The sequence below is a fragment of the Rhodoferax sp. U11-2br genome, assembly GCF_018619435.1.
Classification (GTDB): domain Bacteria; phylum Pseudomonadota; class Gammaproteobacteria; order Burkholderiales; family Burkholderiaceae_C; genus Rhodoferax.
In genome coordinates this window covers 61052-75137 of record NZ_JAHFZF010000025.1, presented here as the reverse complement: position 1 = coordinate 75137, position 14086 = coordinate 61052, and the positions used below count along the sequence as shown (strand labels likewise).

The 14086-nt window shown below is 60.3% G+C and carries 12 protein-coding genes; 3 read left to right on the top strand and 9 right to left on the bottom strand.

All coding sequences use genetic code 11. The features are described from left to right. Window positions 1-24: 24 nt before the first annotated feature. The 9 genes from KKO72_RS15470 to KKO72_RS15430 form a co-directional block, all read right to left on the bottom strand. Window positions 25-309 carry a LytS/YhcK type 5TM receptor domain-containing protein gene (locus KKO72_RS15470; RefSeq protein ID WP_305849456.1) on the bottom strand — a complete coding sequence of 95 codons (285 nt, stop codon included), beginning with the start codon at window positions 307-309 and terminating at the stop codon, window positions 25-27. Between the two features lie 82 nt (window positions 310-391). After that, window positions 392-1357, bottom strand: a complete 966-nt coding sequence (locus KKO72_RS15465; protein ID WP_251140698.1) for a formate/nitrite transporter family protein — start codon at window positions 1355-1357, stop codon at window positions 392-394. A 62-nt stretch (window positions 1358-1419) separates the two neighbouring features. Next, on the bottom strand, window positions 1420-2646 hold the full coding sequence (locus KKO72_RS15460) for an acetate/propionate family kinase (protein WP_371736891.1): 1227 nt from the start codon (window positions 2644-2646) through the stop codon (window positions 1420-1422). 214 nt (window positions 2647-2860) lie between these two features. After that, on the bottom strand, window positions 2861-5113 hold the full coding sequence (pflB, locus tag KKO72_RS15455) for a formate C-acetyltransferase (RefSeq protein WP_214940452.1): 2253 nt from the start codon (window positions 5111-5113) through the stop codon (window positions 2861-2863). Between the two features lie 114 nt (window positions 5114-5227). Next, on the bottom strand, window positions 5228-7042 hold the full coding sequence (locus KKO72_RS15450) for a carbon starvation protein A (RefSeq protein WP_214940449.1): 1815 nt from the start codon (window positions 7040-7042) through the stop codon (window positions 5228-5230). Between the two features lie 380 nt (window positions 7043-7422). Beyond that, a complete protein-coding gene (locus KKO72_RS15445; RefSeq protein ID WP_214940445.1) occupies window positions 7423-8373 on the bottom strand; it encodes an N-carbamoyl-D-amino-acid hydrolase in 951 nt (316 codons plus the stop codon). A gap of 23 nt (window positions 8374-8396) precedes the next feature. After that, window positions 8397-9632, bottom strand: coding sequence for a Zn-dependent hydrolase (locus KKO72_RS15440; RefSeq protein ID WP_214940443.1), 1236 nt, complete (start codon window positions 9630-9632; stop codon window positions 8397-8399). After that, a complete protein-coding gene (locus KKO72_RS15435; RefSeq protein ID WP_214940438.1) occupies window positions 9629-10861 on the bottom strand; it encodes a diaminopropionate ammonia-lyase in 1233 nt (410 codons plus the stop codon). Before KKO72_RS15435 ends, KKO72_RS15440 begins: the two co-directional genes overlap by 4 nt. A 14-nt stretch (window positions 10862-10875) precedes the next feature. After that, window positions 10876-11727, bottom strand: a complete 852-nt coding sequence (locus KKO72_RS15430) for a MurR/RpiR family transcriptional regulator (protein WP_214940425.1) — start codon at window positions 11725-11727, stop codon at window positions 10876-10878. A 209-nt stretch (window positions 11728-11936) separates the two neighbouring features. Between KKO72_RS15430 and KKO72_RS15425 the strand changes: the two genes are divergently transcribed. The 3 genes from KKO72_RS15425 to KKO72_RS15415 are packed head-to-tail and all read left to right on the top strand — an operon-like array spanning window position 11937 to window position 14086. Next, complete coding sequence (locus KKO72_RS15425; RefSeq protein ID WP_214940423.1) at window positions 11937-12734, top strand: transporter substrate-binding domain-containing protein; 798 nt, start codon at window positions 11937-11939, stop codon at window positions 12732-12734. A gap of 31 nt (window positions 12735-12765) precedes the next feature. Further along, complete coding sequence (locus KKO72_RS15420; protein ID WP_214940420.1) at window positions 12766-13428, top strand: amino acid ABC transporter permease; 663 nt, start codon at window positions 12766-12768, stop codon at window positions 13426-13428. Between the two features lie 13 nt (window positions 13429-13441). Then, window positions 13442-14086 (top strand): amino acid ABC transporter permease, encoded by a 645-nt coding sequence (locus KKO72_RS15415; protein ID WP_214940415.1) that lies wholly within the window; start codon window positions 13442-13444, stop codon window positions 14084-14086.

The following is a 14086-nucleotide window of genomic DNA, read 5'->3' as shown; positions in this document are numbered from 1 at the left end:
GCGTATAGCGGTGCAACCCGCCCGTCAGCCCCACAGCAAGCCCAACCCATGGCCCCCCAAAACACCACCCAGCGCGGCACCGATGGCCCGTGTGTTGGCAATCGAATCGTCGATCTTGTGACCGAGATAGGTGCCCATGATGCAAAACAGCGAGAACACCACATAACAGGTCACCCGGTGTGGCAGCCGGATGGTGACGTGCATCAGTGGGATAAAAATGCGGGTGCGGCTGAGCAGGTAGGCAATGACCAGGTAAACACAGGTCTGCTGCAGCAGGGTCAGGATCAGTTCGATGGAGGCAAGGCTCATGGGCTTAACTTTACTGGCAGATGCCTGACTTCGCCCAGGCCGGGTTGACCAGCAACCGGGTGGTGCTGGTCAAGCTCGGTGATCAGGCGTCCTTGAAGCTGCTTTTTTCTGCTGCGGCCTTGGTGGGTTGGCCGTGGCGGAAGATCAGCCAATACACCGCACCGACCAGCAAGGCACCACCGACCCAGTTGCCCAGGGTGACGGCAGCCAGGTTGATGGCAAACTGGTCCACCGGGATGTTTGGCCGTGCCACGCCGTTGTGGGCCAGCTCCGTCCAGAACGACTCGGGTGCCCACCATTCGATGAACAGGCCCAGTGGAATGAAATACATATTGGCCACACAGTGCTCGAACCCGGCCGCGACAAAGGCCGCGATCGGGAAAAACATCGCCAGGATCTTGTCTCCAATGCTGCGCGCCGCCATGGCCACCCAGGCCGCCAGGCACACCAGCACGTTACAGAGAATGCCCAGGAAAAACGCCTTGTCCGGTGCCAGCGTGCTTTTGGCGGTGGCCAGGTACAGCGCCGAAGCACCCACCTCACCGTGGCCAAAGGTGTACTGCCCCGAGAGAAACACCAAGGCCGCCACACCCAAGGCGCCGACAAAATTGCCGAGCCAGACGGTGCACCAGACCCGCAGCATGCGCCCGGTCTTGAGGCGGCCACTGGCCCAGGCCATGACCATCAGCGCGTCGCTGGTGAACAGCTGCGCGCCGGCAATCACCACCAGCATCAGCCCGAGTGAAAAAGTCGCCCCCATCAGCAGGCGCATCACGCCGTAAGGCAAATGGCCAGACGCACCCGAGATGGTGACCGTGGCAAACAAGCCCCCCAGGGCCACAAAAGCCCCGCCCAGGACAGCCAGACCAAACAGCACCCAGGGTGCCAGTTTGGCTTTTTTGACACCCACCTCTTCAGCTGCCAGCGCAACGGCATCGGGCATCAGGGGGTCCATGGAGAAACCGACGTTTGCGCCGGGTGTGGCCGAGCTTTTGGCGTGCTCAGCATGGTGCTTGGGAGAGCATCCGTCCTCAGTGTTTTTGAACATGACAGTCGTGTGGTGACAAGGCCAGGCAGATCAGCCCGGCCTTGGGTTCGTCGGTGGAAAACTCAGGCTTGGCCCAATGTGTGCCCCAGCACCCGGATGGTGTGTTTGGCGATCATTTTTTCTTCGTTGGTCGGCACAATGAACACCGGCACCTTGGCATCAGGGGCAGAGATGTCATAGGCCTTTTTGGTATTGGCAGCGGCATCTACCTTGACACCCAGCCAGGCCAGTTGTTGAACCACAGCGGCACGGATCTCTGGCGAGTTTTCACCAATGCCGGCGGTAAACACCAGCGCATCGAGACCGCCCATGGACGCAGCCATGGCCGCCACTTCCTTGGCCACGCGGAAGCAGAACAAGTCCACGGCCTTCTGGGCTGCGGGCTCACTGGACTCTTGCAGCACCTTCATGTCGTTCGAAATGCCGGAAATGCCTAGCAACCCGGACTGGCGGTACAGCAGGTCTTCGAGCGCTTCGAGTCCCATGTTTTTCTCGCGCATCAGGTAGAACAGAACTCCGGGGTCGATGCTGCCGCTGCGGGTGCCCATCGGGACGCCGTTGAGCACCGAGAAACCCATCGAGGTGTCCATGCTCTGCCCAGCCTTGACCGCACACAGGCTGGAGCCATTGCCCAGATGGCAGATGACCACATGGCCCTGGGCCAAATCGGGACGGGTTTCCCGCAAATGGCTGGTCACGTATTCGTAGGACAGGCCGTGAAAGCCGTAACTGCAGACACCTTCGTCGGTCAGCGCCTGGGGCAGGCCAAAGTGGCGCGCCATGGCAGGCTGGGTGCTGTGGAAAGCGGTGTCAAAACAGGCCACCTGTTTCAGATCAGGGAAGTTCTTGGCCAGGATACGGATCGGCGCCACATTGTGTGGCTGATGCAGCGGGGCCAATGGCACCAGGCTGTCGAGTTCGTCGAGCAAGTTCGGGGTGACTTGCATCGGCTGGCCCAGGTTCATGCCGCCATGGACCACGCGGTGGCCCACCGCCACGATGTCATAGTCGCCCAGGGTGGTGCCCAGCCAGTCCAGCACATACTGGAGCAGGATGTCGCGGTTGTCAGAATCTTTGGTATCCCAGGTGTGTGCACCCAACGGGCGACGGTCGGCACTCTTGGCTTCGAAGCGGGCCTCGCTGCCGATGCCGGAAATCTGCCCGGACAACAGGGTTTCCAGGTCGTTACCCTGTGCGTTTTGGCGGAAGGCCGAAAATTTCAAGCTCGACGAACCGGCGTTGAGCACCAGGTAAGCGGCTTGTTTGGCAGAAACAGTATCAGCTAACACGTGATTTTCCTCTTAGTGAACAGGGCTTGACCCAGCCCGGCCAAGCAGGCGTCGGCAGGTCAAGCGACTATGGCTGGGCGCTGCCCAGCCAGTCATGGCGTTCACGGGCACCTTGGTATGTGTTGGGTGACCAGGTGGCACAAGCACACCCTCCCCCTCGCCCGTGACTTGCCGCCACCTCAACGGGGTGGCGGCGGATGAGATCCAACCAGCCTCAGTGGCCGGCGTGGAAGGTGCGGTTCACCACATCGAGCTGCTGCTCACGCGTCAGCTTGATGAAGTTCACTGCGTAACCGGACACCCGGATGGTCAGTTGCGGGTACAGCTCAGGGTGGTCCATCGCATGCAACAGGGTTTCACGGTCCAGCACGTTGACGTTGATGTGGTGGCCATTGCTCTCGAAGTAGCCGTCCAGCATACCTGCCAGGTTCTTGACCCGTTCACCTTCGGTGCGGCCCAGGGCGCCCGGCACCACGGTGAAGGTGTAGGAGATACCGTCCTGCGAGCAGGTGTAGGGCAGCTTGCACACCGATGACATCGACGCCAGTGCACCCTTTTGGTCGCGGCCGTGCATCGGGTTGGCACCCGGTGCAAACGGTTGACCGGCCTTGCGACCATCGGGCGTGTTGCCGGTCTTCTTGCCATACACCACGTTGGAGGTGATGGTCAGCACCGACATGGTGGGTGTAGCGTCGCGGTAGGCGCGTTGTTGCTTCAGGTAACCCATGAAGGTTTCAACAGCCCAGGTGGCGATTGAATCCACACGTTCATCGTTGTTGCCAAACGCCGGGTACTCGCCTTCAATCTTGAAGTCGGTCGCCAGGCCGCGTTCATCACGAACCACCGAAACCTTGGCATAACGCATGGCCGACAAAGAGTCCGCCACCACCGACAGACCGGCGATGCCACATGCCATGGTGCGCAAAATGTCGCGGTCGTGCAGCGCCATCTCGATACGCTCGTAGGCGTATTTGTCGTGCATGTAGTGGATGGCGTTGAGCGACTTCATGTAAACGCCCGACAGCCACTCCATCATCGGCAGGAACTTGGCCACCACCTCGTCGTAGCTGAGCACGTCACCGAGGATCGGCTCAAACTTCGGACCCACTTGGTCACCACTGAGCTCGTCACGACCACCGTTGATGGCGTACAACATGGCTTTGGCCAAGTTGGCGCGGGCACCAAAGAACTGCATCTGTTTGCCAATCCGCATGGCGGAAACGCAGCAGGCGATACCGTAGTCATCACCCCAGTAGGGGCGCATCAGGTCGTCGTTTTCGTACTGCACCGAGCAGGTGTCGATCGAGGTCTTGGCACAGAACTCCTTGAAACCCTGAGGCAGCTTCTCGGACCACAACACGGTCAGGTTTGGCTCGGGTGCCGGTCCCAGGTTGTACAGGGTGTGCAGCACGCGGAAGCTGGTTTTGGTGACAAGGGAGCGGCCATCTTCACCGACACCGCCGATGGACTCGGTGACCCAGGTCGGGTCGCCAGAGAACAATTGGTCGTATTCTGGTGTACGCAGGAAACGCACGATGCGCAGCTTGATCACCAGGTCGTCCATCATTTCCTGGACATCTCTTTCGCTGATCAGGCCAACCGCCAGGTCACGCTCGAAATAGATGTCGAGGAAGGTCGAGATACGGCCAATCGACATAGCCGCACCGTTTTGCTCCTTGACCGCAGCCAGGTAAGCCAGATACGTCCACTGCACCGCTTCGCGGGCGTTTTCAGCCGGGCGACCGAGGTCAAAACCATACTTGGCGCCCATTTGTTTGAGTTCATCGAGGGCACGGAATTGCTCGGAGAGCTCTTCGCGCAAGCGGATCACACTTTCAGAGAACTCGACGCCGTCGAGTTCGTGGAACGAGGCCTTCTTGAAAGCGCGCAAGGCGTCGACACCGTACAGCGCCACGCGGCGGTAGTCACCAATGATGCGGCCACGGCCATAGGCGTCTGGCAGACCGGTCAGGATGGCCGATTTACGGGCCTTCATGATTTCCGGTGAGTACACATCAAAAACGCCGCTGTTGTGGTCTTTGCGGTACTTGGTCCAGGTTTCGGACACGGCGGGATCCATCTCGAAGCCAAAGGCGTTCAGACCACCTTCCACCATGCGCAGACCACCGTTGGGCATGATGGCGCGTTTGAGCGGCGCATCAGTTTGCAGGCCAACGATGATTTCCAGGTCTTGGTCGATGTAGCCAGCGTCATGGGCGGTGATGCTGGAGGGTTTCAGGGACACATCGAGAACCCCTTTTTTCTGTTCCTGTTTCAGCAGCTCCTGCAGCTTGGCCCAGAGGGCGGTGGTGCGTGCTGTTGGCCCCTCGAGGAAAGAGGCGTCGCCGAGATACGGCGTGTAATTGGCCTGGATAAAGCCCCGAACATCCACACTTTCCGTCCAAGCACCGGTCGCAAAACCAGCCCAGGGATCCTGACGACTTGCAATTTTTGTTAACGCGTTCATTGACATTCCTATAAGGTTAAGTTGGCTTGTGGCTATTGGATGCATTAACCTGGTAGATCAAGACATCCTGTTATCGCGGCAACGGCCGGGTGGGCCGTTGCCGTAGATGGCATATCAAGCAGCGGAAGGCAACATGCTCGGAGGAATCGCAGTAGATTCACCCCGGGCTTTCCATAACTCGGCCCAGCGCTTGAGTGAGGCAAACATGATGACCATGCCCAGGACCATCATGGCCGAGGCGATCACCGCATTGAACAGGCTGTACCCTTTGGCAGCAGCATTCAGATAAACATTGGCAATCATCCAGTAGCCGGCGTAGTTCACCGTGACAAACAGGTAGGCCAGAGGAATCAGGCAGGTCAGGGCATAGATGCGTTTTTTGGAGATGCGCATGATGATGGTGGCACCAATCATCAGACCCACCGAAGCCATCAACTGGTTGGACACACCAAACAGCGCCCAGACCGAGCTGATGTCACCCGAGAGCAGCAGGTAACCCCACAACACGCAGGCAATGACACTGGCGGTGATGGCCGCAGGCATGGAGTCCAGGCGTTTCATGGCCGGGAACACATCACCCAACAAGTCTTGAATCAAATAACGTGACACACGGGTGCCGGAGTCCACAGCGGTCAGAATGAACACCGCTTCGAACATGATCACAAACTGGAAGAAATAAGCTGCCAGATCGGTGAACCAGGACAACTTGGTGAAGATGTAGGCCATGCCCACCGCCAGCGTCACCGCACCACCGGTACGGCCGACCAGGTCAAGACCCATTTCCTGGCTCAGACGAGGCAGGTCCACCACGGTCATACCCAGGGTCTTGAACACTTCGGGAGTGGAGTTGATGGCAAAGTAGTCAGCCGGATGCAGCGAGGTTGCAGCAATCAAGGCCATCACCGCGACCAAGCATTCCACCAGCATGGCGCCAAAAGCCACAGGCAGGATATCGCTCCATTTGTCGACCAGCTTGGGCGTGGTGCCCGAGCCGATGAAGGCATGGAAACCAGAGATCGCACCACAGGCAATGGTGATCGAAATGAACGGCCAGACCGAGCCCTTGATGATCGGGCCACCGCCGTTGATGAACTCGGTCACCGCCGGGAACTGGATGGTCGGGTTGATGAAAACCACACCCACCACCAGCGCCGCAAAAACACCGATTTTCATGAAGCTCGACAGGTAACCACGCGGTGTCAGCAACATCCAGACCGGCAAGGCGGTCGCAAAGAAGGCGTAAATCGGCAGAATCCAGCTCACGGTGGTCTTGTGCAGCGTCAGCCAGTCACCGACCATCGTGCCTTGCAAATGGGGACCGTAGGCAATGGAAGCCACAATGGCCGCCAACCCCAGGTAGGTAGCCCATTTGGAAGAGCCAAAGTAGCGCTCAAACAAGCCCAGCGCAATCGCAATGGGCACCGTCATGAACACCGCAAACGTGCCCCAGGCGTTGCGTTCCAGCGCATGGACCACCACGATCGACAGACCCGCCATGGTGATGGTGATGATGCACAACATCGCCAGGCCAGTGCTCCAGCCAGCCACAGGACCGAGCTCAGCTTTGGCGACTTCCGAGAGCGACTTGCCCTGGTGCTTCATGGATGCAAACAGCACCACGGTGTCGTGCACGGCGCCACCGATCACAGCCCCCACCAACAGCCAAATGAAGCCCGGCAGATAACCGAACTGCGCCGCCAACACCGGGCCGACCAGTGGTCCGGCAGCCGCAATTGCGGCAAAGTGTTGACCGGCATTGACCCACTTCTTGGTGGGCACGTAGTTTTTGCCATCTTGCAGCTGGTGCGATGGCGTCACATCCCTGTCGTCGGCAGCCAGGACCTTGTTGACAAAGAATACCCCGTAAAAGCGGTATGCAATGGCAAGGACGCAGACTGTAACGATCACGAAATATATCGCTTGGTCCATTTTTACTTCCTCAATAAATGCTTAAGTGTTTGATCACGGGGCGCATGTTAGGAGGGGTCAAATGGCCTTGGAGGCTTTTCCAGAGAGCGGTAAAAAGACGGGGGTGAACGGTCAAAACAGCAGGATGAACGGAAGCTTGCATTTCAGTTCAGCACAGTGTTTCAAAAAAATTGATTTACGTTTCACAATGTGACTATCTTACCTCAAGCTGACAGCGTTTTTCCAAAAACCAGCTCGGTTCGATGAACGCTCTTTAATTGATATCTATAAACCCTTGTTATAAAAGGGCTACAGCCGAATTTGATATAAAGAACACGGCCAAGTTGGCCCATCGGATTGACCGTCACCCACACCGACAGGAACCTTTCCAGCGCAGTCTGTCAGCCCAACAACCGGCCATCTGCGGCCAGGGTTTCACCTTTTCTTGCCGTGATCAAACCATAAGCCTGTGGCTGGCGATGCAGATCGAAGTTGAAAGTGGTGCGTTTGTAGATGGCGCAGAAGTCCAGGTCACAGCGGGCGATCGCCATCTCGTCGCTTTTGGTCAAACAGCGCGCCACCACCTCGCCAGAAGGCGCGATGATGCAGCTGCCACCAATGCTGTCCACGCCCTCCTCGGCCCCGGCTTTGGCCACACCCACCACCCAGGTGCCGTTCTGGTAGGCCCCGGCCTGCATCGAGAGCTGGTTGTGAAACAGCGAGAGGTCGTCATGCTCGGGCGCCGGTGCGTTGTGCACCGGGGTGTTGTAGCCAATCAGCACCATCTCGACCCCTTGCAGGCCCATCACCCGGTAGGTCTCGGCCCAGCGCCGGTCATTACAAATGGCCATGCCCAAAACACCACCAAAGGCCTGCGTCACCTGCCAGCCCGTCCCCGGGGTGAAATAGCGCTTCTCCAGATGCTGGAAACGACGCCAGGGTTCGTGCTCGGAATGGCCGGGCAGGTGCACCTTGCGGTACTTGGCCACGATCTGGCCGGTGCGGTCCACCAGGATCGAGGTGTTGTAGCGCACCTCCCCTGCGGTCTCCTGCGCCAGTTCGGCATAACCCAGGTAGAAGCCCACCCCCAGTTCGCGCGCCAGGTCAAACAGCGGCTGGGTGGCGGCATTGGGCATGCTGCGCTCACAAAAACTGTTGAGCTCGGCCTCGTCTTCGATGTACCAGCGCGGGAAAAACGTGGTCAGGGCCAACTCCGGAAACACGATGAGTTGCGCGCCGACTTCGTGGGCTTGGCGCATGAGTGCACACAGGCGCGCCACCACCTCGGGGCGGGCGTCAGAGCGCTGGATGGGGCCGAGCTGACCCAGGGCGACGTTGAGATAGCGTGGCATACAAGTTATTCCTTCAAGTGGGTTCAAGACGGGCGGTTGGCCAGCGCCAGCACCACCTGCAGCAGCAGTTGGGCGCCGCGCTGCAGATCGGCGGGATCGGTGTGCTCGCGCACGTTGTGGCTGAGGCCGCCCACACTGGGCACAAAAATCATGGCGCTGGGGCAGACCCGGGCCAGCATCTGGGCATCGTGCCCGGCGCCGCTGGGCATGCGCTGGTGGCTACAGCCCAGGGCTTGCGCCTGCTGAGCCACCAGGTCCACCAGCGCCGGGTCAAAAGCCACCGGCTCAAAACGGGCCAGCGTACGCGAATGGATGGCCACCCCTTCAGCCTCGGCGGCATCGCAGACATAGGCCAGCAGCTCACGCTCGGCCTGCGCCAGGGCCTGGGCGTCGGTGTTGCGCAAGTCCACGGTAAACACCGCTTGCTGGGCAATGACGTTGACCAGGTTCGGGCTAAGCCGCAATGCCCCGACGGTAGCCAGTTGGCGCCCCCCCATGCGACGACTCAGCTCCCGCACAAACACCGCCACCTGCGAGGCCACCAGGGCTGCGTCGTGACGCAGGGCCATGGGGGTGGTGCCCGCGTGGTTAGACTGGCCTGCCACGGTGAACTCGGTCCAGGAGATGCCTTGCACACCCTCCACCACCCCGATCTGCAGCCCCATCTGCTCCAGCACCGGCCCTTGCTCGATGTGTAATTCGACATAACTGTCCACCTGCGGGACACCCACCGGGACGCTGCCAAGATAACCGATCTGCTGCAGCTCGGAACGCACCGACACACCGTCGGTATCACAGGTGGCCAAGGCCTCTGCCAGCGCCATCCCGCCCACATAGACCAGGCTGCCCATCATGTCAGGCTGGAAGCGCACGCCCTCCTCGTTGGTGAACACCGCCACGGTCAAGGGTCGACGGGGCCGCAGCCCGGCCTCGCGCAGGGTGGCCACCATCTCCAGGCCAGCCAGCACGCCGTAGTTGCCGTCATACACCCCCCCGGTGCGCACGGTGTCGATATGGGAGCCGACCATCACCGGCGGCAGCTCCTGGGTGCCTGGCAAGGTACCAAAAATGTTGCCAATGGCGTCCACCTCCACACACAAGCCCAACTCACGCATACGTGCCACCACCCAATCACGCCCCTGGCCATCGGCTTCGGTGAGGGCCAGGCGGCTCACCCCACCACCGGGCAGGGCGCCGATCTGGCCTAGCGCCTGCAGGCTGTCCACAAGCCGCAGACCGTTGATCTGCGGGAGGCTCATGCGTCGCTCCCCTGTTCGCGCACCTGGCTCGCGCTGCGACCCACCAGTTGCTGGTAGAGGGTGGGATCGGTGTCCCCCTCGCTGCCAAACAGCAGCACCCGGCTATCGGGTGTCAGGCCCAGGTTGGCGCTGGCAGAAGGATCTTCTGCCATCAACAGCAGCGCCGCCAGACCAGCCACCGCAGACTCCCCCGCCACAATGGCGGGATCACCCGGCTGTGGGCTGGCCAGCAAGCGCATGGTCTCCACCGCTGCCGCATCGGGGATGGTGCAGAACGCGTTGGCACCGCTGGCCAGCACCTGCCAGGCCAGCAAAGACACCTCGCCACAGGCCAAGCCAGCCATCAGGGTATCCAGATCGCCCTTGACGGCCACCACCTCACCGGCACGCGCGCTTTGCAACAGGCAGTCTGCCCGCTCGGGCTCCACCACCACAAACACCGGACGCTGCTCGGGGTGACGTTCCCAGAAATAGGCACATACCGCCGCCGCAAAACCACCCACACCAGCCTGAACCAACACATGGGTAGGCCACTGCGGCAACGCGCTTGCCGCCTCATGCACCATCAACTGGTAACCCTGCATCACATCACGCGGAACGTCCATATAGCCTGGGTAAGAGGTGTCCGAGATCACAAACCAGCCCTGGGCCTTGGCATCGTGATCGGCCTGTTGCACTGCCTGGTCGTAATTGCCGCTGGTGCGCACCACCTGGGCGCCGTAGCGGGCAATGGCCTGCTTGCGCCCCTCGCTGACGGTGGCGTGGATGTAGATGACACAACGGCAGCCCAGCATCTGCGCACCCCAAGCCACCGAGCGGCCATGATTGCCATCGGTGGCACAGGTCACGGTGATGTCGGCACAGGCTTGGCGCAGCACCGGGTCGCTCTGCAACTCGTCGTGGCTGACCAGACGGCCCAGGCGCTGACCCAGTTCACGGCACAGCAGGCTGGCCACCGCATAGGCCCCGCCCAGCGCCTTGAAGCTGCCTAGCCCAAAGCGACCCGCTTCGTCCTTGTAATGGATGCTGGCCACACCTGCGGCGCGTGCCAGGCCGGGCAAGGCCAACAAAGGGGTGGGAGCATAACCCGGCCAGGCGCTGATGACTGCCTGCGCCTGCGCCATGGCTGGCGCACTGAGCAGACTGGTGCGGTCGGCGCCGTAAGCCTCGGCGGGCGTGAAACGGGGGTTGCGGTACAGCGTGACGGGATGTGGGTTCAAGGGCTTCATGGGTGTGACGGGCTTCAAAAAGAGGATTCAAGATCAGCCAGTTGCGCATGGGCCTGTTCGATGGCTGCCATGCGGGCACGGGCTTTGGGGCTGAGTTGGGTCAGGGTCGTGTTGGCCAGGTGATTGATCAGGCTGACGGCTCCCACATAGGAGTCAAACACCGCCTCACCAGTAACCGGGCAAACAAACAAGGCCTGGGCACGTGAGGCCAGGGCCGAGACATGGGCATCACTGACCAGCACCAGCACCGCACCCGCATCACAGGCAATGTTCACCACCTGGCTCAGACGGCGGGTGCGGCGGCGAAAGTCCATGGCCAGCAGCACATCACCCTTGCGGATGTCGGCCAAGCGTTCAGCATCTTCGCCCGATCCGTCATTGAGCAAGTGCACGTCGGCACGCAGCTGCGACAGCAGGGCCTGGGCATAAAAAGCGGCCATGTAGCCATTTCTGTAACCCACCACCCAGACCCGACGTGCATTGGCCAGCAACTGGGTGGCCTGTTGCACCTGGACCTCCTGGACACTGTCGGCCATGGCCTGCAACTGCTGTACATCCTGGCTGAGGTGCTGCTGCAGCGGGCTGATCCGTGTGCCCTGCTGCACCATGCGGTACAGCGGTGAGGACTGCGGCGCGCCGTCGCGCAGGTGTTGCCGAAAGGCCTGGAAGTCGCCAAAACCCAGACGCTTGAAAAAGCGTGCGGTGCTGGCCTTGGACACACCGGCCAGCGCCGCCAGCTCGGAAGCGTTGTAGGCGAGCAGGTCTTTCTCACGCGTCAGCAGCACGTCGGCCAGTTTGCAATCGACCAGCGACAGGTCTGCGTATTGGCTCTGGATACGTTCTTTCAACGAGAGGGGCTGGGTCATGGCAGATGGGTTGGCAGTTTTTGGTGCCCAACGCCCCAAAACAGGGCAAATGGCGCACCATTAAGAAAATTACTTTTCATATTTTGTATTTTTGGAACTACTTTTTCATATTGTCCACGATCTGTTGCAAGGGCAGTGCCAGGTAGGAATCAGGCGGCACACATCTTGCAATTAGGTCAAGGTGTCCCATTTTTTTACAGGAACCCCCCATGACATTCAAAGCGATTTCCACCCTGGCTGGCCTGTTGGCTGCTGCTGTTTTGTCCCTGGCAAACCCCGCCCATGCGGCCGATGATTCGCTCTCTGCGGTGCTGGCCAAGAAGTCCATTGCCCTGGGTGTGGCTTCCGATTTCCCGCCCTATGGCTACATGGGGCCCGACTTCAAACTCACCGGTGTGGACGTGGCCACGGCCCAACTGATCGCCGACAAACTCGGCGTGAAAGCCGACTTCGTGCCGGTGAGCACCCCCAACCGCATCCCCTACCTGCAGACAAAAAAGATCGACCTGATCGTGTCGGCCCTGGGCAAAAACCCGGAGCGTGAAAAAGTGATCGACTTCAGCATCGCCTACGCACCCTTCTTTCAAGCGGTGTTTGGCCCCAAGACGCTGAGCATCAAGAGTTTTGACGACCTGGCTGGCAAGAGTATTGCCGTCACTCGCGGCACCATCCAGGACGATGTACTGCAAAAAGTGGCCCCGCCCACTTTGAAAATCCAACGCTTTGAAGACGACTCCACCACCGTCGCCGCTTTCCTGTCGCAACAAACCCAGTTGCTAGCCACCGGCGCTGCCGTGGCTGCTGCTGCGATTCAGAAAAACCCGCAGATGCAGGCCGAATACAAGCTGCTGCTGAAAGACTCGCCCAACTTCATTGGTGTGCGCAAGGGTGAAACAGCGCTGCTAACCAAGGTCAACGAGATCCTGCGCGCCGCCAAGGCCGATGGCACGCTGGAGCAATATTCCCAAAAATGGCTGGGCCGCGGCACCGGCGTGTTGCCTGACTAAACAGCAACGCCTCGCCAGCCCCAGAATCACCATGATTGAATTTGACTTTGGCACCGTCCTGGCCCAGTGGCCCATGCTGTTGCGTGGGCTGGTGCTCACCGTCATCCTGACCGCTTTCTCGGCAGTGCTGGGTGCACTGCTGGGCACCGCCTGTGCCTGGGCGCGGCTGCATGGTGGCCCGCTCTTGAAGCGGGGGGTGGGCGCCTATGTGGAGCTGGTGCGTAACACACCGTTCATCATTCAGCTGTTTTTTATCTTCTTCGGCCTGCCCTCGCTCGGCTTGCGTCTGTCGGTAGAGGTCGCCTGTATCTTGGCCATGGTGCTCAACCTGGGCGCTTATGCCTGCGAGATTGTTCGTGCCGGCCTGCAGACCACGCCCAAAGGTCAGCTCGAAGCGGCTTTGAGCCTGGCGCTCACGCCCTGGCAAACCTTCTCGCACGTGGTGCTGCCACCGGCACTGGCGCGCATCTGGCCGGCGTTGGTGAGCCAGATCATCATCGTCATGCTGGGCTCCGCCGTGTGTGGGCAGATCTCGGCCGAAGAATTATCGCAGGCGGCAAACCTGATCTCCAGCCGCACCTTCCGCAGTTTTGAGTCCTACATCATCGTGACCGCCATCTACCTGCTGCTGGCGATCGCGCTGCGCCAGTTGTTGTACTGGGTCGGGCCACGTTTCATTTTTGCCAGACGTTAACAAGCAGGCCACCATGGTTCAGTTTTCTCTCTGGGACATCTTCACCTTTTTGCTGGGTGCCGCACGCTGGACGGTGGCGCTCTCGCTGATCGCCTTCATCGGCGGCGGCCTGGCCGGTCTGGGCCTGCTGATGCTGCGTTTTACCAAGCTGCCGGGTGTGCCCACGGCGGTAGCCTGGTATGTGCAGATTTTCCAGGGCACCCCATTGCTGATGCAGCTGTTTTTGGTCTACTTTGGCCTGGCACTACTGGGTATGGACACCTCGCCGTTGGTGTCTGCCGCCATTTGCCTGACCTTGTACGCCAGTGCCTACCTCACCGAAATCTGGCGCGGTTGTGTCAACGCGGTGCCCAAAGGTCAGTGGGAAGCCTCCACTAGCCTGGCGCTGACCTACACCGAGCAGATGCGCTATGTGATCTTGCCGCAGGCGTTGCGGGTGGCGATTGCACCCACCGTGGGTTTTCTGGTGCAAATCATCAAGGGCACGGCGCTGGCCTCGGTCATCGGCTTTGTCGAGCTGACCAAAGCCGGCCAGATGATCTCCAACGCCACCTACCAACCGTTTCTGGCCTACTGTTTTGTGGGCCTGTTGTACTTTGTCCTGTGCTACCCGCTCTCGTGGTGGAGTCAGCGCCTGGAAAACCGCCGTCTGGCCTGA

Excerpts from the sequence above, each read along its gene's own strand:
- KKO72_RS15470 (WP_305849456.1), bottom strand. The coding sequence starts at position 309 with ATGAGCCTTGCCTCCATCGAACTGATCCTGACCCTGCTGCAGCAGACC.
- KKO72_RS15415 (WP_214940415.1), top strand. The coding sequence starts at position 13,442 with ATGGTTCAGTTTTCTCTCTGGGACATCTTCACCTTTTTGCTGGGTGCC.
- KKO72_RS15450 (WP_214940449.1), bottom strand. The coding sequence starts at position 7,042 with ATGGACCAAGCGATATATTTCGTGATCGTTACAGTCTGCGTCCTTGCC.
- pflB (WP_214940452.1), bottom strand. The coding sequence starts at position 5,113 with ATGAACGCGTTAACAAAAATTGCAAGTCGTCAGGATCCCTGGGCTGGT.
- KKO72_RS15430 (WP_214940425.1), bottom strand. The coding sequence starts at position 11,727 with ATGACCCAGCCCCTCTCGTTGAAAGAACGTATCCAGAGCCAATACGCA.
- KKO72_RS15440 (WP_214940443.1), bottom strand. The coding sequence starts at position 9,632 with ATGAGCCTCCCGCAGATCAACGGTCTGCGGCTTGTGGACAGCCTGCAG.
- KKO72_RS15425 (WP_214940423.1), top strand. The coding sequence starts at position 11,937 with ATGACATTCAAAGCGATTTCCACCCTGGCTGGCCTGTTGGCTGCTGCT.
- KKO72_RS15465 (WP_251140698.1), bottom strand. The coding sequence starts at position 1,357 with ATGTTCAAAAACACTGAGGACGGATGCTCTCCCAAGCACCATGCTGAG.
- KKO72_RS15435 (WP_214940438.1), bottom strand. The coding sequence starts at position 10,861 with ATGAAGCCCTTGAACCCACATCCCGTCACGCTGTACCGCAACCCCCGT.
- KKO72_RS15445 (WP_214940445.1), bottom strand. The coding sequence starts at position 8,373 with ATGCCACGCTATCTCAACGTCGCCCTGGGTCAGCTCGGCCCCATCCAG.
- KKO72_RS15420 (WP_214940420.1), top strand. The coding sequence starts at position 12,766 with ATGATTGAATTTGACTTTGGCACCGTCCTGGCCCAGTGGCCCATGCTG.